The sequence below is a fragment of the Aidingimonas lacisalsi genome, from assembly GCF_008079445.1.
GTDB classification, from domain to species: domain Bacteria; phylum Pseudomonadota; class Gammaproteobacteria; order Pseudomonadales; family Halomonadaceae; genus Aidingimonas; species Aidingimonas lacisalsi.
Genome location: NZ_VRYH01000013.1, coordinates 1 through 20,080 on the forward strand (window position 1 = coordinate 1; position 20,080 = coordinate 20,080).

Below are 20,080 nucleotides of genomic sequence, written 5' to 3' on the forward strand. Positions count from 1 at the left end.
ATGCTGCGCTCGGGTAATTCCTGCAATAACTGACTTGGCAACAGCATCCCGTGGGATTTGCCTTGGCATAGAGTCTCCTTTGCTCTCTAACGCCGCCAACACGCGCAGCTTTTTAGTGGAGGCGAAGCCGCAACGGAAAAGCTGTCGCCGTGCTTGGCCTGGTTATGCATTTTTGCCTGAGTACAGAGGACTTGCACCCCTATTACTTGCCAGCCACCGCTCGAATCCTTCTGTGGTTCGGCCACCTATATTCAGAGTAAACTCAACCCCGAAGATTGAAACCACAGAGTAGTACTCCGAACTGTCTGTGATAAGCATGTCGAACTCATGTAGAATTTCGTAGCGCTCCGCACCGTCATAAAAAACAGCTTTTACCGGATGAAGTGTTCGAGAGGTAAATGACCAGTCTTCTCCTGCGTTAAAACGCACATGATTTCTCAATTCGTCAAGTCCACTCTGCTCTACAATGGCCTTGTTCCAGGAACTAACGTTCTGTGTCTTATGAACTAGAACCTCTAGGCCGATTTTACCTAGAAACCGCCCCATCAAACGTCTACCTGGGAGATTCAGCCCATCTGACGTATTCCATACCGGAACACGTCCACGTTTGGACGGCACTTCCATTCCAGCTCTTAGATGCCGAAAAATCGGAGACTCCAACAAAGGTCGCTCAACTTTTCTTGCGAAGTACTGGTTGCAGGTGTGGCAAACAGCCCCAAGCGGAAGAACATGGTCCGCATTGCCCATCGACTCCGGGATGATATGTTCACGGGAGCGCTCATTCTTCGTATCTGATTTGCAGAAAATGCAATAGGTCATATCAATATGCATAACGGACCCGCTCAGCGGCCACGCTCCGCGTGGTCCGCTGCAGCGCCTAGTTGGATGGGTGCTTGATTACCGACACGTACATTACGAACTGCCCCCAGATCGTGATTTTGCTGAACGACGACACTCCATCATCCGGCGTAACAGCTCGATGGACTTCCACGCCCGGACCGCGATGGAGTGTCGATCCGTATTCCGCCAAGACAGCCTCTATTCTTTCCGCTTCTTCTTCCGCCACGACCAAGTGCTCAATCTCGACATCTTCACCGAGCAGTTGCCCGTCCTGTATATAAGCTAATCCGCGAACGACTTTTTCCGCGATACGCTCAAGATACTTAGCGGGAACCAACAGGGCATGCTGTTCCCTACGAGGTCTGCCCCACCGCTCTCCGAGGCCGGGATACACGCCTTCCGAAGGAATCTGATCGCCCTCCAGAATCTGAGACAGGAGCCTCTCCTTCCTTTTCGCGCGAATTCTTTTGTCCTTTTCATCTTTGCCCTGAGAGGGATCTAGAGATCGTAACGTTTTCTCCCAGATTCCCGATGCCTGCGCTTTGGTTGGATCAATGCAAGCCGACAGGAGTGTCCCGAGTTCTTCCTCTAGGCGCCCGTACTCTCCGTTACATTTCTTGCATGACGGAATCTTCCATTTCTCGAGATTATCCGGCGTCGTATCAGGATACCAACTCTGAGGAAAGACATGGTCCCAGTTTCGCTCAGCTACCTTCCGAACGCAGTGAACACAGAGTCCTGGACCTGGCTTACGTGGCATCTGTGTACTCCAATACCATCCAACGCCCGCCATAAACGGCGCGAGGAACGAGCGTCCGGCGACCGAAAGGAGCGAATTTAATGGCTTGGTTAGCCGTATCTTCCCAAAATTTTGTCATACTCTTAGGCGCTGATCTCAGGAACCATAGTAGAAAATATAGAGAACAGGTCCAACGATGAAAAGGAGAACGTAAACTAACCAATAAAAGCTCTTCTCCTTTTTTAGCTCCTGCCAAACTAGTGCCCCAGTCCAACCCAGCCGCATAATTATGAGAAAGAGCCAAAAGTTCAGTATGAAAAAGAAGGGAATAAGCAGCAGCATCCATAGCTCGAAAGACGCGTCACCAACAGCCAACTTGTACGCCAAAGGCGAATAGGCTATTAAACCCGGCAAATACCATATTAACCGCAACCTTATACTCCTTTTGGTTCAGGCGCCGTACCTGAACATATTTCGTAAGGGCGGCTAACGCTTGGCTTTGCGGCGCACCGGAGCGCCAGCGGAGGTGCGTCCGACAACAGCCACTTGTTATGACCGACCATGCATAAGCGCATAGTACTGCTGGTCGAACGATGTGATTTTTTCCGATACCCACCTGACAACAGACTTTTCTGAGAGAAGATCAGTAATCCAGCTGGAGCAGTCATCTTCGATCCATGTGGCTTTGCTTTTAACACCTAGCTGCTGCATAAGACCGGCTATTTTTCTCGATGGCGCTTCGTCTTTGCCAAGTAGATCGCCCTTGAAATGTATAAGTTCGTTTCTCAATGATGAGATGGTTTCAAATGACTGAAACGGGTCTACCCCTGAATCCCAACGACAGCCGCCGGTGAGCGCGGCTATTTGATTCCATTTTTGAGGAACCGAATGGCGTCGTTCGCCTTCCTTAACCTCGTCCCAGCGCTTCCGCTCATCCGAGCCCTCATCAAAACAAATCCGCGCTATCGCAACCTCTTCATTTAGCTTGGCCTCCAAGAAACACGCGGCATTCACGATGCAAGATGTGGCGTAAATCATAACTTCTTGCCCATCGTCAGTCTCTTCGGCTAAATCAGAGAACTTTCGACAACCCGCCAAAAATTCAACCGAAAATGGATGCATTGCTGCCCTAATTGGACGGCCTGCACAGGTATCTTCGCTACTATCGTCTATTTGTTCAGGCATAGGGTACTTTCGTCATAACAGGTATTAGATAGACCGCTCATTTATCCACTTGAACGCGCGGGCGCGTTCAACAATGTTATCTAGCTTGCCTGTCTCACTGTAACCCATTGATATTCCTTAAGGCTAAGAATAGCTAGGCAACCTATGCAGAATTCGCATGCTTGCGCGTTTTGCTGGAACCGATAATACTGTATATAAACACAGCATCAAGGAACGCACGGAGCAGCGCATGGACGCGCACAGCAGACCACCGAAACTAATGGATCGGGTGAAGGCTACCATGCGGGTGAAGCGCTACAGCCCGCGCACCATGAAGACGTACTGTTATTGGATACGCTACTTCATTCGTTTCCATGGTGTGCGACATCCGGCCGACATGGGTGGTCCCGAGGTGAAGGCTTTTCTGGAGCATCTTGCGGTTCAGCGTCATGTGGCGGCGGCCACGCAGAACCAGGCTCTGAACGCTCTTGTGTTTCTTTATCGCCATGTACTCGATCAGCCTCTGGGGGATATTGGCGAATTCTCGCACGCCAAGCGACCGCGGCGGCTGCCGGTAGTGCTATCCCACGATGAGGTGATACGCGTGCTGGATCAACTGTCAGGCTCCATGCATGTGATGGCTTCCTTGATGTACGGCTCGGGCCTGCGGGTACTCGAAACTTGCCGCTTGCGTGTACGAGATATCGATTTCGAACGCCAGATCATTACGGTAAGAGCTGGCAAAGGAGACAAAGACAGGACGACCCTACTCCCAGCGACCTGCATCCCTGCCTTGCAGCATCAAATCGCCATTGCGGAACAGCAACTTGACTATCGTCTGCATCATGGCCAAGTACCGGTGACGCTACCCCATGCACTGGATCGCAAGTACCCGAATGCGGGCATCTCCTCGGCTTGGCAATGGCTGTTTCCGGCTAGCCGCCCCTCCTTCGATGAGACCGGAAAAGTCGTTCTTCACCATATTCATCCGTCAGCGGTACAGAAAGCCGTCAGGCAAGCAATGAGAGCGGCATCGTTACCGCGCCCCGGCTCTTGCCATACGTTGCGCCACAGCTTCGCCACTCAACTGTTGAGTCAGGGTACGGATATCAGGACGGTACAGGAGCTGTTGGGACACAAAAGTGTCGAAACGACGCAGATCTACACCCACGTGCTAGGCAAAGGCTTTGCCGGTGTGCGTAGCCCGTTGGGTTGAGGCTTGAGAAGGACTACTTGGCACGCTACCGCCCCTACCTGGGCATGTTGCGATGAACGGCTGCCATCCATGCGGTAGTCCCTGCTACGTATTGGTTATACTAACCATCTTCAGTGGTCTTTAGCGTACCGTAACCAGCCGTTACGCCGAGAGCAATGCCCACGAAAGCATGAGAGGGCTTGGTACCTACCAGCTCGCTCGCCTCTACCCGAGCATCGGGCAGGCACTCGACGATAAGGGCGCTTTCTTGCAGTTTGACTACCCCACGAGGGGATCAATTGTGTAGATAGGGATAGAAATTGGCAGCGGGCTCATGGACCAATGACGCGGCACTCTGCCCACCATTGTGCTGCAGGTATCTGTCGACCAGGGCATAACCGAGGCTGTAACCGGTCCACGGAGGAAGGTCTCCCTGGCCAAAGAACCATTCCTCATGCCGGTAAGATGGTGCGCACCACTCTTGCTCTGCCTTCATGGCGCAAGCAACGGTTTCTTTATCACTCAACGCAGATTCCCAAGGCTCGGGGGCTGAACCATAGAGCTGGCGACAAAAATGACCCGCCAGGCCTTCGGAGACCAGAGCCTCTCCCAGGGTTCTGCCGTATCCTGGCCCTCGCCAACGCATCACATGGTGAAGCTCGTGTGCCACCATGCGTTCGAATGGTTCCCCCATGTTGTCGGCGAAGTTGGCATTACCTGGGTCGAGTGTTAATTGCATCATGGTTCCCGTCGGCGCATAACCGACGAACCCTCGACACTCGATGACGCATCCGGGCCAGACCTGCACCACCACATCCAGGCTGATCGCCGTCGACACTTGCTCGGCGCGATAACGCGCCTGCTCTATGCCCTCGCTGATACGTTCGATCCAACCATCGAGTTGCCCGCAGGCATTCGCGTAATGCACTATCCATTGTGCCATGTTACCTCCGGCTTGATTGATGTAATGCCCTACAGTTCTGGCTCAGCCTAGGCATTGCCTGAAAAGTGTCTAGGCAAGGCCATGCTCATACCCTGAATCCCCCAGCATGCCTTCCAGCTCGCTCTCGTCGACCCCGAGCATCTGCAGGATGTTGCGCTGGGCGGCGTCGAGAATGCGTTGGCGCTCCTGCTCATCGGGCAGGCTCTTGGCGATGGCCACGGCACCCACCAACGAGGCGAGAATGGCGCGGGATTTTTCGGCGATGACTTCGCGGTCGGGGTCGAAGGGCAGTTTCTTCAGGCGGCTCAAGGCGATGAGGCGGGTTTCCAGCATCTTCTTCATGCGCAGGTAGGAGGCTTCGAACAGGGTGCGTACCTCGGCGTTGTCGTTGCCGATCTCGTTGAACAGCACCGTCTCCGGGCCCGGGCGGCGCTTGCGCTCCAATTCCTGAAGGTTCCAGTAATTGGCGACCAGATCCGTCAGGTGCTTCACTGACAAGGGCCCCTTGACCAGTCGTGCGGCATGGCTACGCTCCAGCGTCTTGCGCACCGATTCGCGATAGAGCGCTTCCTTCGAGGCGAAGTGGGCATAGAAGGCCCCGTGGGTCATCTTGGCCAATTTCATGATCTGGCCGATCGAGACCTTCTCGAAGCCCTGGCGACTGAACAACTCGATGGCGGATTTGAGAATACGCTCTCTGGATTCCGCCTTGTGATTCGTCGAGTAGGGCATGGCGACCTCACACTCCTACACTGAATATTACCTTGATCATATATAGCTCGGTGCTAGCTTGGCTACATCCAAGGGTTTCAGGAGGCACCATGCAATCACCGCTCGTCATTACCGGCATGGGAATGATCAGTCCCCTCGGTTGCGGCGTCAAGGCTAGCTGGGAACGCTTGCTGGCCGGTCGCTCCGGCATCTCGCCGATCACTCGCTTCGACACCGGTGACCTGCCGATCAAGGTCGCGGGGTCGGTGCCCGACATCGAGAGCGACCCCGAAGCCGGTCTCGACCCGGACCGCGTGGTCGACGCCAAGGAGCGCCGCAAGCTGGAGCTGTTCAGCCTCTACGCCATGGCCGCCGCCGAAGAGGCGCTGAGCCAGGCCGATTGGTTTCCCACCAGCGATGCGGAGCGTGAGGCCACCGCCACCATCGTGGGTTCCGGCATCGGTGGTTTCCCCACCATCACTCAGGCCCAGACCACCCTGGCCTCGCGTGGCCACCGCCGGCTCTCCCCGTTCACCGTACCGGCCTTTCTGGCCAACCTGGCGGCGGGCAACGTGTCGATTCGCTATGGCTTTCGGGGGCCGTTGGGCTGCCCGGTAACGGCCTGTGCGGCCGGTGTGCAGGCCATCGGCGACGGCATGCGCCTGATCCGTAGCGGCGAAGCCGACGTGGCCTTGGTAGGCGGCGCCGAGGCCTGTATCGACCCGCTCTCGCTGGCGAGTTTTCATGCCATGAAGGCGCTCTCCCCCGAGCAGGACGATCCTGCCAAGGCGTCGCGCCCCTTCGACCAGGCACGCAATGGCTTCGTCATGGGAGAAGGCGCGGGGTTGATGGTGATCGAGACCCTGGCCCACGCCGAGGCACGCGGGGCCACGCCCCTGGCCGTTCTCAGTGGCTACGGCACCAGCTCGGATGCACACCACATTACCGCCGGCCCGGAAGACGGCGCAGGCGCCGCGGCGGCCATTCGATCAGCACTGAAGATGGCGGGGCTATCCCCCGAGGCGATCGATCACATCAACGCGCACGCCACCTCGACTCCTGTCGGCGACCGGGCCGAGATCGCCTCCCTGCGCAACGCCTTCGGCGACGCCCTGCCCGGTATTCCGATCTCCGCGACGAAATCGGCCACCGGCCACCTGCTCGGTGCCGCCGGCGGCGTGGAGAGCATTTTCTCCGCCCTGGCGGCCATGCACGATCGCCTGCCCCCGACCCTGAACCTGGAACACGTCGACGAGGATCTAGGCGATCTGGAATTCGTCTCGGGCTCGGCACACGAGCACGCTACCCAGCACGTGCTGTGCAACGGTTTCGGCTTCGGTGGGGTGAATGCGGCGCTGATCGTCAGCAAGCTCTAGCGGCGAGTTCAGTCCGCCGCCGCGAAATGTGCCATCTGATCGGCGTGCGCCTTCACGAAGGAGGGGCGCGCCGTGGCGCGGGCGACATACTCCCGGCAGGCCGGATAGTCCGCCATGCCGCCAAAGCGGTCGACGAGACGCAGCGCATCCGCCATGGCGATATCGGCGATGGAGAAGGCCCCGGCCAGCCATTCGCGCTCGGCCAGCAGCGACTCCATATGCTGAAGCCGCGATGCCAGGAACGTGTCCAGTATCTGCCTGCCCGATGTTTCCTCGGTGTCGCCCGTGAACTGGAACAGGGCCCAGGGCAGGCTCGCCATCTCGACGGAATTGAGCGCCGCGAACAGCCATTCGACGACTTCGCTGCGATGGCGAGGATCGATCGGCATCAACACCCCGTGGCGCTCACCCAGATGCAGCAGGATCGCGCCGCTCTCGAAGATCGAGAGATCGCCATCGCTCAGCCACGGCACCTGCCCGAAGGGTTGATGCGCAAAATGATCGGCCGCTCGATCGCGAAACGGTACGCTCTCGACGCGATAGGGCAATCCGGCCTCCTCCAGTGCCCAGCGTACCCGCAGGTCGCGCACATAGCCCCGCGGCATCTCGGGAACCCAGTCGAAGGTGGTGAGTATCAGCTCGGTCATGTCGGTGACTCCTCTCGATGACGACATGGGTCGCCCATTCAGCGGTAGCCGAGTGCGCGCATGGACTGAGACGAGCGATCGTTCGTCGAGTCGGGTGGTTTACAGGAACACGTTGGATGGTTGACCCATCCGAAGCGTAAGCAAGAGCGGCGACGGAATTGAGGCGAAGCCGCAATGGAGTAGGCGTCGCCGTGACTGGCCTTGTTAGGGCTTTTGAATCGGGATAGCGTAGCTGTATCGCCACTCGCGGAGGCACCATGACTACCGAAACATTAGACCACCTACGCTCCCAGATTTCGACTCTCTCCGAGTCGGAGCGTGCAGCGCTGGCTCGGGAGCTAATAATGAGCCTGGACGGTCCCCGTGATGACTCTGTCGAGCAGGCTTGGAACGATGAAATTGTTCGCCGTGTGTCCAAGGTCAAAAACGGAAAGGCCACGTTGCTCAGCCGTGAAGAGTTCAGGTCAAAGATGCGAGCGAGGTTAGACCAGTAACAGTGCGAACGGTAAGGATACTGGAAGAGGCCTCGCAGGAAGCGATAGAGGCAGCAGCATGATACGAATATGAACAGCCAGGGCTCGGAGCCGAGTTTTTTGCTGCCGTTGATGCCGCCATCGACGTTATTGAAGAAAACTTCATCCCCTTATCACCCCTCCCCGAAGAAGCTGTAGTCATTGCCGTTGCTCACCACTCCCGAAAACCTGGGTATTGGCGGAAGCGCAGTAAGCCCTAACAAGTGTTAGAACTTTGGATTGATACTCAACGACAGCATGGCCGAGAGATGACATAACGGCCTTCCCGAATTCTGCTGCAGCTCATTGAAGGCATCCTGTACGGCCTGCATGTCTCGCTGACTCGTGGGGGCCTGGTCAATGATGCCGGCGGCCATCAGGCGCGCAACCACATCGCTGGTCAACAAAAACGTATCCTTGCCGACCAAACGCAAGAAACCGGCGCCCGAGCGTCCGCCCAAACGAGCGCCGCGCTTGGCAAGCAAACGCCACAAGCCGATGATGTCGGAACTCGGCCAGTTGGCAATGAACTCGCCAAAGCTGGTGCCCTGCTCCTGTCGAGTATCCAGAATGAATTGGGCGTTTTCAGGAATGGTCTGCAGCTTGGTACGATGACGAATGACCCGATCGTTTTTCATGTAGCCTTCGATCTGCTCCGGGCTGAGCAACACCATTTTCTCGGGTTCAAAGCCCCAGAAGGCGTCTTCAAAGGCGGGCCACTTGGCATCGACCACCGAATGTTGCATACCGGCCTGAAACACCCGCTGGCTCATGGCGGAAAGGTAGCGATCATCCCCTTTCTGCTTCAGTTCATCAGGGGTGAGCGCTTCGGGCAGGAAGGCCTCCAAGGCTTCGTCTGATTCGAAACGCTTGCGTGCGGTATCGTAAAGCCAGCGGTAGTCGAGTGTCATGGTTGTCTCGATGGAAGTCATGGAGTCGAACAGGGTCTGAAAAGCGCCTGGCAAAGCGTTAAACCAGCAGAAGTTCTTTATCGATAGGAATGAATTTACTGGCCGCGCTCATCAGTGAATTGGCTGTTAGATGCGGAACACCATAGACTTCGACTTTCTTTCCATACACATCACGAATCTTGTTCACCAGCAGGTCGAAGTCCCCATCACCCGACACGAGCACGATGACATCTACCTGCTCAGCGTATTCGATGGCATCGAGCGTGATGCCAACATCCCAATCGCCTTTTGCGGAGCCGTCCGATCGTTGAATGAACGGTTTCAGCTTTACCTCAAAGCCAATAGCTCTAAGTATGTTCTGAAACTCTCGCTGTTTCTGATCGCCTCTATCGATTGCATAAGCAAACGCTTTCACGACCTCTCGGCCGGCGGTTACCTTTGCCCAGAACGTGTTGTAATCGAAGTGTCGCTTGTACGCATCCCGTACGGTGTAATAGACGTTCTGGACATCAACAAAAATCGCCACTTTTTCCATGTCATGAACTCCATGTCATGAACTCGTTGTGGTGCATAACAATGAATCAATTTGCCATCTTATCGATTCCTTGAAAGCTGCCGACTGTCTGTACGGGATGTCGATGTCGACCACCCAATTCCGCGGGCCAGAGCAGGCCCGGGGCGTTTCGTCCTGCGTGGTGTCCGCTGCGTGACTTATACCATCACCCCTGCCCTGGCGGCCCGCGCGGCGTGCAGTTTCCTGTAGCTCTCGATCAGGCGCTGGTGTCTGTCGAGCCCTTCAAGCTGCATGTTGGTCGGCTCCAGGCCGTGGAACCGTACCTCGCCGTTCACCGTGCCGACTACCGCGTCCATGGTCTCTGCGCCGAACATGCGCTTGAAGTTATAGAGATAGTCGTCCAGCTCCAGCTCGTCGTCCAGCGCGATCTCCAGCACCGCATTCACCGCCTGGTAGAAGAGCCCGCGCTCGACGGTGTTGTCGTTGAACTGCAGGAACATCCCGACCCGCTCCAGCGCCTCTTCGAGCTGACCCAGCGCCAGGTTGATCAGTAGTTTCAATTCGAGGATGGTGAGCTGGCCCCACACGGTATTCTCGTCGAACTCGACGCCGATCAGGGTGATGATGTCCTCGTGGTCATCGATCTGGCTCTCTTCCAGGCGGTCCAGCAGATCGCTCAACTGCTCGTCACTAAGCTCGTGGATGTGCAGGATGTCCTCGCGGAACAGCAGCGCCTTGTTGGTGTTATCCCAGATCAGATCCTCCACCGGGTAGACCTCGGAATACCCCGGCACCAGGATACGACACACCGGCGCGCCCAAGTCCTCGAAGACAGCCATGTAGGCTTCGTGACCCAGCTCCTCGAGAATGCCGAACAGGGTCGCCGCTTCCTCCTCGTTGGTGCCGGAGAAATCCCATTCGACGAATTCGACATCCGCCTTGCTGCTGAAGAAACGCCAGGATACCAGCCCCGAGGAGTCGATGAAGTGCTCGACGAAGTTGTTGGGCTCGGTGATGGCGAGCGAGTTGAAGGTCGGGGGCAGGAAGTCGTTCATGCCTTCGAAGCTGCGGCCCTGCAACAGTTCGGTGAGGCTGCGCTCCAGCGCCACCTCGAAGCTGGGATGCGCGCCGAAGGAGGCGAACACACCGCCCGTTCTCGGGTTCATCAGGGTGACGCACATGACCGGATACTGCCCGCCCAGAGAGGCATCCTTGACCAGCACCGGGAAGCCCTGCTTCTCCAGCGCTTCGACGCCCTCAAGAATCTCGGGGTACTTCGCCAGCACCTCATGCGGCACGTCCGGCAGTGCGATCTCCTCCTCGATGATCTGCTTCTTCACCGCCCGCTCGAAGATTTCCGAGAGGCACTGCACCTGCGCCTCGTGCAGAGTATTGCCGGCGCTCATGCCGTTGCTGAGATAGAGGTTCTCGATCAGGTTGGAAGGGAAATGGATCGTCTCGCCATCCGACCGGCGCACGAACGGCAGCGAGACGATGCCGCGTTCCACCTTGCCGGAGTTGGTGTCGATCAGGTGGGAACCGCAAAGCTCGCCGTCCGGGTCGTATATCGCCCGACAGTGGTCATCCAGGATGCCCGCCGGCAGTTCGTCGTTCGGCCCCGGCTGGAACCACTTCTCGTTCGGGTAGTGAACGAAGGCGGCGTTAGCAATCTCCTCGCCGAAGAACTGATCGTTGTAGAAGAAGTTGCAGCTCAAGCGCTCGATGAACTCGCCCAGCGCCGAGCACAGCGCACTCTCCTTGGTCGATCCCTTGCCGTTGGTGAAGCACATGTTGGAGTGGGCGTCGCGAATGTGCAGCGACCACACGTGCGGCACGATATTGCGCCAGGAGGCGATCTCGATCTGCATGCCGAGCGACTCGAGAATGCCCGTCATATTGGCGATGGTCTGTTCCAGCGGCAGGTCCTTGCCCTCGATCCAGGTGCTGGCCCCTTCCGCCGGCTCGGCCATCAACAGCGCCTGGGCATCTTCGTCCAGGTTCTCCACCGTCTCGATCTGGAACTCGGGAACGTTCTGCACCACCCGCTTGACCGAACAACGCTCGATCGAGCGCAGTATGCCCTGGCGGTCCTTGTCGGAAAGATCCTCCGGCAGCTCGACCTGGATCTTGAAGATCTGGTTGTAGCGATTCTCCGGATCGACGATGTTGTTCTGCGACAGGCGGATGTTCTCGGTGGGAATGTCGCGCGCGTTGCAGTACACCTTCACGAAATAGGCCGCGCACATGGCCGAAGAGGCCAGGAAGTAGTCGAACGGGCCGGGTGCTGAGCCATCCCCCTTGTAGCGGATGGGCTGATCGGAGATGACGGTGAAGTCGTCGAACTTGGCCTCCAGGCGGAGGTTGTCGAGATAATTGACCTTGATTTCCATGAACAGAGCACCGGACGTTTGAGCTTCGCCGGAGCGAAGGTGGAAAACCCGCCATTATCCAGTTTTTCCCGCCGCTCGTCTTGGGGGCCGGCAAAAAATCCGGCCGGCGTCGCCCCACTCCGCACGGTTCCCCCTAATCGGCAAAATAGGCCTGGTAGTTCACATTCAGCAAGGCATCGTCTTCCCCCATGGTCATGGAGAAGATCCGGATCTTTCTGCGACCATCCACCCAGCCCACTTTCGCTTGCCTCATGAGGCCTGTCGTCGTAACTTCTGAATCGGTGGCTTCTCCATACCGCTCCCGCATTTCCTCCGACAGCGAATCGATCAGGCCCTGCATGGCGTCGAAATCGCGCGTATTATCCAGGCTCATGGTGACCTGGGTGAGCCCATCATTGAGAAAGAAAAACCGCTGGGTGAACGCCTCTCCCGCCAGTTCGTACCCATCTCGCCGTACGGCTTCGATCGCCCCCGTGGCCAAACGGTCGCCACTTTCGTGGAGATAGGCCCCATCGACGGCCTGCACGACGTCATCCGGCGTCATCCCGGGAGTCGTTGGCCCCCATAGTTGCTGCGCCAATGCCAGGTTCGGCAGAAGTAACAACAGCATGGCGCCAAGGATTGACCTGCGCATAAGTGATCCTCCATTGATCCTTTCAGATGGCCCTGACAGGGGGAACTGATGATATATCACATTGGGCGAAAAACGGACGCTCTCGGCAGCGATGGTACGCGGTAACGCCAGCGAGGAGGTGATCCCTCGTGAGCGTGTTATTGTGCGTCCGAGTCGGCCAACAGTGCTGACATCAAGTAATATTTTTCGCGGCTCTCAAAACCGACACTACGGTACAATCTCTGGGCTTGATCGTTATCGCGCGCCACCTCCAGATGCAGGGCCTTTATATCTGCCGACTGCAACTCCTGCTTTACCTGCTTCAACACTTCACGCCCATAGCCAAGACCACGATACCCTGACACGATGAACATCTCGTCAATGAAAGCGTCACGCCCGACAAACTCTATCGAGAAGCCAAAACAGACTGCGATATAACCGATAGTCGTCTTATCACGTTCAATCAGGAATATCCGCCCTAGCTCATCCGAACCGATAAGCTCATCGATAGCCGCGATTCGTTGTTCGTCTGACAAGCGCACACCTTCAAATTCATGATACGCGCGCACATATTGCAATACCTCGGTACGGTTCTGTCTTGTCGCTGGTATTAGACTAATGCTCATTATTTTTCCCATTGCACAACGCTAACCGAATGTGCCGCTCTGGCGAAGCGTCGCAGGCGCTGCGGAACCGCCGTCACCGTGCGCTGCTACGCCTCAAGACACCCTTCAATCGATTTTCGCATGTTTGAGACAAGTGCCTTGAAATTATCCCGCTTATCTCCCCACTGATCCTCAATTTCCCCGAGATAGCCTTCCCGGGCGTATTTCAACAAGGCAGCGTGATCATCAGGTAATCGTCGTTCTCCCCATTCAGCCGCACTATCTTTTGGGGCGATATCCCCGGTAGCGGCAGTCAGCCACATACGCGATAACGTCAGAACGACATTGCGTTCATCCCCTTCCGCCTCCGCCAGCAGAGTGGGTAAAGACTCACGAATGGCTCGTTGAATGTCAGCGACGGGCACCGGATCAAAAAGTTCAGTAGCGCCCTTTCCATAAAGAGGGAAGCTATTGTCGACTACCTTTTTCAGCACAATCGTAAGATCAGGATCGTGGCCGGGTTCCGGAACGCTTCCCGTCTCGAACTCCTCCCGCAACCACTCTCCATAGACGAATTCCGCCCGGGGCGGGAAACGCCAGGGCACGACATCGGAGACTGCGATGACCGTCAGTTCTATCGGCCTGATCGAATGCACATTACCAATGGCCCCGGATACGTTCATCAATTGGGCAACTAACGCTTGCCTCTGCGGGAACGTGAGAGCCCCATTGACCGCTACCAAAATATCAACATCACTGTCGTTTTTTAATCCGCCGACGACAGCAGAACCGAACAGGTAAATGCCAACGACCGATTCACCAATCACGCTCTCGACAATGGACTGTGCTTGCTTCGCTTCATCTGGAATCACTGGAGTCAGCATGTTGCCCTCAGCACAATGTATTTCTATCCAAAGTAGATATAGCTCTGCCGCCGAAGGGGTTGTTCTTTAGAGAGATAAATGCATTCAACCAATGACTTTGCCCCTTGCGCATCCGGTGCAGGTAACTCGAATATCATGAATTTATTCCCGTTGCATATTGGAAGGCTCGGGGCTACTCCGCCGCAGGAACTCAATCACCGCGCGGGTGGCCGGGCTCATGTGCCGGTTGCGGTAATAGTAGGCGAAGACCCCGCGATGGCGGGGAGCCCACTCCTCCAGGACGGGCACCAGCAAGCCGTCGTCGATCATCGGCTGCAGTCGGTGCTCGAGCCACATGGCAATGCCGATCCCGTCCATCGCCGCGCGCACGGCCGCACTGCGATCATTGAAGATCATCGGTCCTTGCACGGCGATCGACAGGGGAATGCCGTCCTTCTCGAACTCCCAGGCATAGGGCTCGCCATCGACCTGCTTGCGCCAATTGAGACAGGCGTGATGCGCCAATTCCTGCGGATGAGAGGGCAGCCCATGCGCCGCGGCATAGCTGGGCGAAGCCACCGCCAACTGGCGCAGGTCCGGTCCGACCGGCACGGCGACCGTATCGGGATGGAGGTATTCGCCTAGCCGGAACCCCAAATCATAGCGCTCGCTCACGATGTCGACACAAACCTCCTCAAGATGGATGTCGAGCAGGATCTGCGGGTAGGTCCTGTGAAGATCCGCGAGGCAGGGTGCGATGACGTCATCGTAAGCATCGCGCGATATCACGATACGCACGGTGCCCGCAGGCGACTGCCGATGTTCCAGGAGATCCTGCGTAGCGGCGTCGATCTCATCAAAGGCGCCTTGAAGCCGCGACTTCAGCGCGTTGCCCTGGTCCGTCAGCGAGACACTGCGCGTGGTGCGGTGCAGTAGCTGCACGCCGACGCGCGCCTCCAGCCGCCGGATTATCGCGCTCATCGCTGAAGCGCTGACGCCTAGGGCACGCGCTCCACCGACAAAGCTGCCGGCCTCTGCCACGCAAAGAAAGGCGTCATAGTCCCGGATCAAATCTGAGCGCATGGATTATCCATTCGAGATGCATAGTTCATGGAAGTTCGTTCGCATTTTATCCTGCCGTGCCGTCATTATATTAGGTGCTGCCAGACAATCCACAGCAGCAGGATGAAGATCATGAGTACTCAAGAGAAAACCAGGATCGTCCTCGTGACCGGTGCCAACAAGGGCATCGGCTATGAGATCGCACGGCAGATCGGCCAGGCTGACGCCGTCGTGCTGATCGGCGCACGGAATTCCGAACGCGGCCAGGCCGCCGCTCGCGCGCTCACCGAGGAGGGCATCACGGCTTCCTGGGTGCCGCTGGATGTCACGGATGCGCAGAGCATCGACAACGCGGCGACCCGAATCGCAGAGACGCATGGACGGCTCGACATCCTCGTGAACAATGCGGGCATCGGGGTTGCCGGAGATGGAACGCCCGGCAAGGCGTCGCTCGACGCGGTGCGGCAGGTGTTCGAAACGAACTTCTTCGGCGCTCTGGCCGTTTCGCAAGCGATGCTGCCTCTGCTCCATCGCGCCGAGGCCGGCCGTATCGTCAACCTGTCGAGCAGCCTCGGTTCGCTCAAGCTTAACGGCGATCCCTCCTGGGAAGCCTATGACGTGAAACTGATCGGTTACAATGCGTCGAAGACCGCGCTGAACATGCTGACGGTGCAACTCGCAGCGGAGCTGCGTGACAGCCGTATCACCGTTCAGTCCATCTGCCCCGGGCTCACGGCGACCGATCTGACCGGCCACACAGGCAATCGCCTGCCCGCCGAAGCCGCCATGGCCCCGGCGGGTGCCGCACTCGCCGAAAGTGTTCGGATGGGAGGTTTTGCCGATGCACAGGGTGATCTTCCCTGGTGATGGCCTTTGATGATGGTCCGGACCTCGGTCCACGCTGGTTCGGCCCTTCTGAAACCAGCTTCGTCGCAAATGTGTCAAACGGGTAGCGTTAGTGCGCCATGCCAGTACTCTTGCAAGGCCGAGCGGAGTTCGGCGTCAAAATCGATATTAGCCAGCGGATAGTTTGCAAAGCGAGTGTCGTTTCTCAGTCGCTCAGGGAGGTCGAGCGTTTGCCAAAGTCCTCTGGCCAAAGCGTAGCTGCGGATCAGCAGATGTCGGCCAGTGCCCGAAGACAGCGCGAGGCTGGTATCCACCGTGCGTCCCGCCTGATCCAAAGCAGAGGCAAAGGCCTCCTTGAAGCGCCAGAACTCGTCGGTTGGCAGATTAGCCTCCACTTGGACATAGCCGATGGAGTCAAAGCGCAGAAAATAGGGATGTGAGTCCAGAAACTTGGCGAACCTGTCGATGAAACGGGCTATTGGGGAAGCTTTATGCTCGAACGGCTCGGCGAAACTCGCTTCGACCTCCATCAGAAGCGCGTCCCACTCGCGTGAGAGAAGGGCGGCGAAAATCTGTTCCTTGGTGTCGAAGTATAAGTAGACGGTACCCTTCGCCAGACCGGCTTTGGCGGCAATGCTTGCGACTGCCGGGAGATGCCGGGTGTCTTGGAGGAACAAGCAAAGAGCGGCGCCGAGTATGTTGTCACGGCGTGCTTCCTTGTCCTCTTTTGCATGCGCGTATCTGACCATTGGCCTATCCATTCAACGCATGCGACATGATCCGCGTTTGCGCGCCCTTTGGGAGAATACGCGATGCAGCAGCAACGACATTATTCAATGATCCGGCCACTACGGTTTGGCGTCGAGCGAAAAGAGCATCGATCCCGACCTTGGCCGCTAACCGAGGAGACGTCATTGTGCGCCTCATCGCTTGGCTTGGCTCCTGCCCCGCTGTACTAAGAAAACCGGTATCCATAAGCCCTGGCGACAAGACTGTGACGCCAACATTGCAAGGCGCCAGCTCGTCGTGAAGCGCTTCGCCGAAATGGCGGACATATGCCTTGGTAGCCGCATAGGCGGCATAAGTAGGACACGGCATAAAGGATGTAAGGCTGGCGACCAGAAGGATATGACCATTGCCGCGGTGTGCCATTTCCGCCGCAATGGCGTGAGTGAGGGTGGTTACACTCAACATGTTGAGGTGCAGCATGCGATCTAGCGCCTGCGTAGACTGATCGGTGAAATCACCATACAAGCCCTGACCCGCATTGTTGATGAGAACATCAATTTCGATGCCCTTGGTTTTCACGGCAGTGACCAGTTCGTCGGCGGCGCCTTCCACGCTAAGATCAAAGGGTTCGACATCCACCTGCACACCGGACTTCCTGAGTTCGGACGCGGCGACCTCGAGCTTGTCGACGCTGCGGGCTGCCAAGATTAGATTGTGGCCCCTCTGAGCCAGCAGGTATGCGAATTCCATCCCCATCCCCCCCGACGCCCCGGTAATAAGCGCCCACTTCCCAGCGATTGTCATGCTGCCCCTCCAGAAAATGACCATTGGTCAACATAGATGGCAGCCGGTCCATTTGCAAGGACTCGTGAAAGATCACCGGAAGCTATTGTGCCCGCTTCGGGAACCTCCTTCCTACCAAGCTGCCTGCCCGCATTCCACCAACATTGGCCGTTCAGGATCGCTGCATATTCCGGCTCATCATGAACATCGATTCCGGTTTCGTCTGCACAGCCATTCTGGTCGAAGGTGAACGCTTTTTCTGGATTTTCCGGAGTTAGCGTTCACATTCCCGGCAACGGTATTTACTATTCCCGGCAACGGTATTTACTTTCAGTCGGAATCCTTTTTTAACGCATTGTTTATTCAGCCGTTTGCGACTCTGGACTACAACCACGCGTTGACGGTGATGCCGAACGCAGCCATGAGCAGCAGACCGGCTGGGAGCAGCCAGAGCGTTGCGATACCGATCTGTGCCAGAGCCTGCGCCACGGGTGAAGCGAGGCTCGCTCCGATAAATAGGCTGAAGGTATAAATCGCCAATGCGAGCCCACGATTGGCATTGGTAGCATGTCCTGCCACCGTGGCAATTAGGCCGGGCACGGCGAAGGCAACGCCTGCTGATAGAACCATACTCGCCGCCATTACAGCCCACGATGTGGCCACGACTGCCAGCGCAAGAGCCAGTCCCGCCAGCGTAAGGCCGAGACGTGCTGTGAAGGAAGCACCATGGCGGCGCGTCAATGGTGCAGCGGCAAAGGTCAGAAGCAATGGCGGCAAGCCGACAAGGCGCAGGGTTTGAAGATCGACACCGAGCCGGTCTCCCAGGGCCTGCGCTCCAGCATGTAGCGAAACGAAACCGAACAACACGGTGACAGCCGCGCCCCAAGCCGTGAAAATACCTGTGTTCCGCAGGAGCGACGTGAGATGTCCACGCAATGACCCGGCTTGCTCGGTCCGCCCATTGCCAGCCCTGATCACGAAAGCCAGGGCGATGGCCGTAATCAGATAGAGAGGAGCGAGGCGTAGCATGATTCCCGACAGCCCGGCGTCCGTTCCATCGGCAAGGACCTGTGCGAGCGGAGCGGCTCCCAAAAAGGCGAAGCTCATCAGCGACACGCCGAACGAACGTTGTGCGGGCGGCAGTTCTTCTGCGATGAGTGACAGTGCTGCAGGCGGGAACGCCGCTGCGACGACCCCCTGCACGGCACGCGAAGCAAGAAGCATCTCGAAGCTCTGTGCCCAACTCACCAACAAGGTCGCCAGAGCAGTCGCACTCAATCCGAACAGAATCAGCCTGCGCCGCCCGTAGTGATCAGAGAGCGGTCCAAACACCAGAAAGCCGATGGCATAAGCACAACCGAATGCCGAGCCGATAAAAGCCGCTCGTTCCGGTGCAATGGCAAACTGACCGGCGACATCAGGGACCAGAGGGATGGTGATGTAGAGCTGTCCGACGACAAGAAAGCCGCATACCATAAGCAGTAAAAGCAGAAAAGCATGACGTGGACCAGGAACATCAGCCACCTTTCCACGTAAGTTGACGTCAGGTAGAGATGTTGAACGCATGTGCAGGCCTCCTGAAGATGGGGGGAGTCAGTCCGTCAGTCAGGCGTGATCAATCAAGGGTTCATGCGGAGAAGCTAGTTGGTAGTCAACCCTCCATCGACGGCCAGGATCGACCCAGTAACCCAATGAGCTTGCTCCGACGCCAGAAACACTGCTGCGCCAGAAATATCGTCTGGCTCGCCAATGCGGCCGAGAGGATAAATCGTCTTGATCATTTCAGAAAATCGCGTTTTTCCGTCGTCGGTAAGCTTCTCAAAATTCGACCGCACCAAGGGCGAATCAACAGTCCCAGGCGCAATAGCGTTGACTCGGACGCCTTTTGAGCCAATCTCATAGGCGAGAGATTTGGTGAAAGCGTTTATGGCTCCTTTGGTCAATGAATATGCCGTCGAGGGTCTCCCCGGCAACATGCGATGTGCAAAATAGGAGGAAATATTTATAACGCTTCCCTTACGCGCTTCAATGGCGCCGAGCAAGCACTGCGTCAGGATATAGGGCGCCTTTACGTTAAGGTTTAAATGTCGCTCCAAATCGGTTTCGGCTGTTTCAGTGAATGGAGTGAAGCTTCCAGCGCCAGCGTTATTAACCAGAATATCCACCTCTGACCAGATGGAGAGTATGTTTTGAGCCGTTTTTCTAACCTCCTCTATATTTGACAAGTCGGCCGACAAAGTATTGACTTCGGTGTTGTATGAAGAAAGAACACCAGCCGCTTCTCTGAGTTTTTCCTCATTGCGTGAAACCAGTAACAAGCTGGCACCGTTTTGGGCATATGCTTTAGCAATTCCCAGGCCAATGCCGTCGCTGCCACCCGTAATTACTGCTCTTTTATTTGATAACATTGTCACCTCCTGAATTCAGCTATCCCCGTCATCAAAGAGCGGTCTGCAAGGATGGTCTCCCTAGGGTTTGTACGAAAAGTCGGCGAGCGAAGGCAAGACAAGGCAAAAATCGGCGAAAACGCGGAGTTTACGGGGTGTAAATGAGCATTTTGAGCCGATTTTTAACGCCGTATTGCCAAGCGTAGGCAGTTTTCGTACAAAGCCTAAGGCTCCCCCTTTTGTTTCTAGT

21 protein-coding genes are annotated in these 20,080 nt (G+C 56.8%); 4 read left to right on the forward strand and 17 right to left on the reverse strand.

Features of this window, described 5'->3' with window-relative positions; all coding sequences use genetic code 11:
• Positions 1–162: 162 nt before the first annotated feature.
• The 3 genes from FVV99_RS17440 to FVV99_RS17450 all read right to left on the reverse strand — a co-directional run bounded on the left by FVV99_RS17440 (position 163) and on the right by FVV99_RS17450 (position 2,764).
• A complete protein-coding gene (locus FVV99_RS17440; protein ID WP_148255408.1) occupies positions 163–831 on the reverse strand; it encodes an HNH endonuclease in 669 nt (222 codons plus the stop codon).
• A gap of 46 nt (positions 832–877) precedes the next feature.
• Positions 878–1,600 (reverse strand): HNH endonuclease, encoded by a 723-nt coding sequence (locus tag FVV99_RS17445; RefSeq protein ID WP_148255409.1) that lies wholly within the window; start codon positions 1,598–1,600, stop codon positions 878–880.
• Positions 1,601–2,128: 528 nt separating this feature from the next.
• Positions 2,129–2,764, reverse strand: coding sequence for a hypothetical protein (locus FVV99_RS17450; protein ID WP_148255410.1), 636 nt, complete (start codon positions 2,762–2,764; stop codon positions 2,129–2,131).
• A 259-nt stretch (positions 2,765–3,023) separates the two neighbouring features.
• Between FVV99_RS17450 and FVV99_RS17455 the strand changes: the two genes are divergently transcribed.
• Entirely contained in the window at positions 3,024–3,959 is a 936-nt protein-coding gene (locus FVV99_RS17455; protein WP_201745154.1) for an integron integrase, read from the forward strand.
• A 274-nt stretch (positions 3,960–4,233) separates the two neighbouring features.
• Here the strand turns inward: FVV99_RS17455 and FVV99_RS17460 are convergent, their stop codons facing one another.
• Together FVV99_RS17460 and FVV99_RS17465 are read right to left on the reverse strand one after the other, a co-directional pair.
• On the reverse strand, positions 4,234–4,881 hold the full coding sequence (locus FVV99_RS17460) for a DUF2268 domain-containing putative Zn-dependent protease (RefSeq protein ID WP_148255412.1): 648 nt from the start codon (positions 4,879–4,881) through the stop codon (positions 4,234–4,236).
• 69 nt (positions 4,882–4,950) lie between these two features.
• Positions 4,951–5,613, reverse strand: a complete 663-nt coding sequence (locus FVV99_RS17465; protein WP_148255413.1) for a TetR/AcrR family transcriptional regulator — start codon at positions 5,611–5,613, stop codon at positions 4,951–4,953.
• Between the two features lie 89 nt (positions 5,614–5,702).
• Here FVV99_RS17465 and fabF point away from each other — a divergent pair, with 89 nt between their 5' ends.
• Positions 5,703–6,968: a beta-ketoacyl-ACP synthase II gene (gene fabF / locus FVV99_RS17470; protein WP_148255414.1), complete on the forward strand. Its 1,266-nt coding sequence runs from the start codon at positions 5,703–5,705 to the stop codon at positions 6,966–6,968.
• An 8-nt stretch (positions 6,969–6,976) separates the two neighbouring features.
• Here the strand turns inward: fabF and FVV99_RS17475 are convergent, their stop codons facing one another.
• Complete coding sequence (locus FVV99_RS17475) at positions 6,977–7,615, reverse strand: glutathione S-transferase family protein (RefSeq protein ID WP_148255415.1); 639 nt, start codon at positions 7,613–7,615, stop codon at positions 6,977–6,979.
• Positions 7,616–7,872: 257 nt separating this feature from the next.
• Between FVV99_RS17475 and FVV99_RS18965 the strand changes: the two genes are divergently transcribed.
• A complete protein-coding gene (locus FVV99_RS18965) occupies positions 7,873–8,109 on the forward strand; it encodes an addiction module protein (protein WP_148255416.1) in 237 nt (78 codons plus the stop codon).
• A 245-nt stretch (positions 8,110–8,354) separates the two neighbouring features.
• Here the strand turns inward: FVV99_RS18965 and FVV99_RS17490 are convergent, their stop codons facing one another.
• The 7 genes from FVV99_RS17490 to FVV99_RS17520 form a co-directional block, all read right to left on the reverse strand.
• Positions 8,355–9,038, reverse strand: a complete 684-nt coding sequence (locus FVV99_RS17490) for a DNA-3-methyladenine glycosylase I (RefSeq protein WP_148255417.1) — start codon at positions 9,036–9,038, stop codon at positions 8,355–8,357.
• Positions 9,039–9,096: 58 nt separating this feature from the next.
• Complete coding sequence (locus tag FVV99_RS17495; RefSeq protein ID WP_148255418.1) at positions 9,097–9,573, reverse strand: LabA-like NYN domain-containing protein; 477 nt, start codon at positions 9,571–9,573, stop codon at positions 9,097–9,099.
• 176 nt (positions 9,574–9,749) lie between these two features.
• Positions 9,750–11,942: an OsmC domain/YcaO domain-containing protein gene (locus FVV99_RS17500; protein WP_148255419.1), complete on the reverse strand. Its 2,193-nt coding sequence runs from the start codon at positions 11,940–11,942 to the stop codon at positions 9,750–9,752.
• 133 nt (positions 11,943–12,075) lie between these two features.
• On the reverse strand, positions 12,076–12,576 hold the full coding sequence (locus tag FVV99_RS17505; RefSeq protein ID WP_148255420.1) for a hypothetical protein: 501 nt from the start codon (positions 12,574–12,576) through the stop codon (positions 12,076–12,078).
• Positions 12,577–12,713: 137 nt separating this feature from the next.
• Complete coding sequence (locus FVV99_RS17510; RefSeq protein WP_161599041.1) at positions 12,714–13,181, reverse strand: GNAT family N-acetyltransferase; 468 nt, start codon at positions 13,179–13,181, stop codon at positions 12,714–12,716.
• Between the two features lie 86 nt (positions 13,182–13,267).
• Complete coding sequence (locus FVV99_RS17515; protein WP_148255422.1) at positions 13,268–14,044, reverse strand: aminoglycoside adenylyltransferase family protein; 777 nt, start codon at positions 14,042–14,044, stop codon at positions 13,268–13,270.
• A gap of 141 nt (positions 14,045–14,185) precedes the next feature.
• On the reverse strand, positions 14,186–15,106 hold the full coding sequence (locus FVV99_RS17520) for a LysR family transcriptional regulator (RefSeq protein ID WP_148255423.1): 921 nt from the start codon (positions 15,104–15,106) through the stop codon (positions 14,186–14,188).
• A gap of 111 nt (positions 15,107–15,217) precedes the next feature.
• Here FVV99_RS17520 and FVV99_RS17525 point away from each other — a divergent pair, with 111 nt between their 5' ends.
• Positions 15,218–15,952, forward strand: a complete 735-nt coding sequence (locus FVV99_RS17525; protein WP_148255424.1) for an SDR family NAD(P)-dependent oxidoreductase — start codon at positions 15,218–15,220, stop codon at positions 15,950–15,952.
• A 74-nt stretch (positions 15,953–16,026) separates the two neighbouring features.
• Here FVV99_RS17525 and FVV99_RS17530 read toward each other — a convergent pair whose 3' ends face one another.
• The 4 genes from FVV99_RS17530 to FVV99_RS17545 form a co-directional block, all read right to left on the reverse strand.
• Positions 16,027–16,680 carry a TetR/AcrR family transcriptional regulator gene (locus tag FVV99_RS17530; protein WP_161599042.1) on the reverse strand — a complete coding sequence of 218 codons (654 nt, stop codon included), beginning with the start codon at positions 16,678–16,680 and terminating at the stop codon, positions 16,027–16,029.
• A gap of 4 nt (positions 16,681–16,684) precedes the next feature.
• A complete protein-coding gene (locus FVV99_RS17535; protein ID WP_330861093.1) occupies positions 16,685–17,488 on the reverse strand; it encodes an SDR family NAD(P)-dependent oxidoreductase in 804 nt (267 codons plus the stop codon).
• A gap of 339 nt (positions 17,489–17,827) precedes the next feature.
• The gene (locus FVV99_RS17540) at positions 17,828–19,009 is read right to left on the reverse strand and encodes an MFS transporter (protein WP_148255427.1); all 1,182 of its coding nucleotides are present in this window, start codon (positions 19,007–19,009) and stop codon (positions 17,828–17,830) included.
• A 74-nt stretch (positions 19,010–19,083) separates the two neighbouring features.
• Positions 19,084–19,851: an SDR family NAD(P)-dependent oxidoreductase gene (locus FVV99_RS17545; RefSeq protein WP_201745150.1), complete on the reverse strand. Its 768-nt coding sequence runs from the start codon at positions 19,849–19,851 to the stop codon at positions 19,084–19,086.
• Between the last annotated feature and the right edge of the window lie 229 nt (positions 19,852–20,080).

Bases quoted from the DNA above. Each gene is read 5' to 3' on its own strand.
- FVV99_RS17540 (WP_148255427.1), bottom strand. From the start codon at position 19,009: ATGCGTTCAACATCTCTACCTGACGTCAACTTACGTGGAAAGGTGGCT.
- FVV99_RS17545 (WP_201745150.1), bottom strand. From the start codon at position 19,851: ATGTTATCAAATAAAAGAGCAGTAATTACGGGTGGCAGCGACGGCATT.
- FVV99_RS17500 (WP_148255419.1), bottom strand. From the start codon at position 11,942: ATGGAAATCAAGGTCAATTATCTCGACAACCTCCGCCTGGAGGCCAAG.
- FVV99_RS17505 (WP_148255420.1), bottom strand. From the start codon at position 12,576: ATGCGCAGGTCAATCCTTGGCGCCATGCTGTTGTTACTTCTGCCGAAC.
- FVV99_RS17515 (WP_148255422.1), bottom strand. From the start codon at position 14,044: ATGCTGACTCCAGTGATTCCAGATGAAGCGAAGCAAGCACAGTCCATT.
- FVV99_RS17490 (WP_148255417.1), bottom strand. From the start codon at position 9,038: ATGACACTCGACTACCGCTGGCTTTACGATACCGCACGCAAGCGTTTC.
- FVV99_RS17440 (WP_148255408.1), bottom strand. From the start codon at position 831: ATGCATATTGATATGACCTATTGCATTTTCTGCAAATCAGATACGAAG.
- FVV99_RS17465 (WP_148255413.1), bottom strand. From the start codon at position 5,613: ATGCCCTACTCGACGAATCACAAGGCGGAATCCAGAGAGCGTATTCTC.
- FVV99_RS17525 (WP_148255424.1), top strand. From the start codon at position 15,218: ATGAGTACTCAAGAGAAAACCAGGATCGTCCTCGTGACCGGTGCCAAC.
- fabF (WP_148255414.1), top strand. From the start codon at position 5,703: ATGCAATCACCGCTCGTCATTACCGGCATGGGAATGATCAGTCCCCTC.
- FVV99_RS17510 (WP_161599041.1), bottom strand. From the start codon at position 13,181: ATGAGCATTAGTCTAATACCAGCGACAAGACAGAACCGTACCGAGGTA.
- FVV99_RS17450 (WP_148255410.1), bottom strand. From the start codon at position 2,764: ATGCCTGAACAAATAGACGATAGTAGCGAAGATACCTGTGCAGGCCGT.
- FVV99_RS17530 (WP_161599042.1), bottom strand. From the start codon at position 16,680: ATGGTCAGATACGCGCATGCAAAAGAGGACAAGGAAGCACGCCGTGAC.
- FVV99_RS17495 (WP_148255418.1), bottom strand. From the start codon at position 9,573: ATGGAAAAAGTGGCGATTTTTGTTGATGTCCAGAACGTCTATTACACC.
- FVV99_RS17445 (WP_148255409.1), bottom strand. From the start codon at position 1,600: ATGCCACGTAAGCCAGGTCCAGGACTCTGTGTTCACTGCGTTCGGAAG.
- FVV99_RS17535 (WP_330861093.1), bottom strand. From the start codon at position 17,488: ATGGTCATTTTCTGGAGGGGCAGCATGACAATCGCTGGGAAGTGGGCG.
- FVV99_RS18965 (WP_148255416.1), top strand. From the start codon at position 7,873: ATGACTACCGAAACATTAGACCACCTACGCTCCCAGATTTCGACTCTC.
- FVV99_RS17455 (WP_201745154.1), top strand. From the start codon at position 3,024: ATGGATCGGGTGAAGGCTACCATGCGGGTGAAGCGCTACAGCCCGCGC.
- FVV99_RS17460 (WP_148255412.1), bottom strand. From the start codon at position 4,881: ATGGCACAATGGATAGTGCATTACGCGAATGCCTGCGGGCAACTCGAT.
- FVV99_RS17475 (WP_148255415.1), bottom strand. From the start codon at position 7,615: ATGACCGAGCTGATACTCACCACCTTCGACTGGGTTCCCGAGATGCCG.
- FVV99_RS17520 (WP_148255423.1), bottom strand. From the start codon at position 15,106: ATGCGCTCAGATTTGATCCGGGACTATGACGCCTTTCTTTGCGTGGCA.